The organism is Chryseobacterium urinae, from assembly GCF_030518295.1.
GTDB classification, from domain to species: domain Bacteria; phylum Bacteroidota; class Bacteroidia; order Flavobacteriales; family Weeksellaceae; genus Chryseobacterium; species Chryseobacterium mucoviscidosis.
Window position 1 is genome coordinate 1 of record NZ_JAULSJ010000110.1, and the last position, 331, is coordinate 331.

Genomic DNA, 331 nt, shown 5'->3' on the forward strand with positions numbered 1-331 from the left:
GTTTGGCAAAAACAAAAATCTCCAAATGGGAATGATTGCTGTTTTGCACACTTGGGGACAGAATCTGAGTCTTCATCCACATTTGCACTGCATTGTTCCGGGCGGTGGTGTGGATGAAAGCGGAGCTTGGAAAAACATCAGAAGTGACGGTAAATTTTTGTTTTCTGTAAAGGCTTTGAGCAAAGTTTTCAGGGCTAAATTTTGTGAGAAACTGAAAGCTAATTTAAAGGATAAATTCAATGAAAATCAAGAAAATGAATACGAAAAAATCAGGCGAAATCTGTGGGAAAAACCTTGGGTAGTTTACGCCAAAAAGCCTTTTGGAAGCCCC

General features: G+C 39.3%; 1 protein-coding gene. It reads left to right on the forward strand.

What is annotated here, in order from left to right; genetic code table 11:
- Positions 1-331: IS91 family transposase (locus QWT87_RS21190; RefSeq protein WP_302718738.1), on the forward strand; the 331-nt coding region annotated here is incomplete at both ends.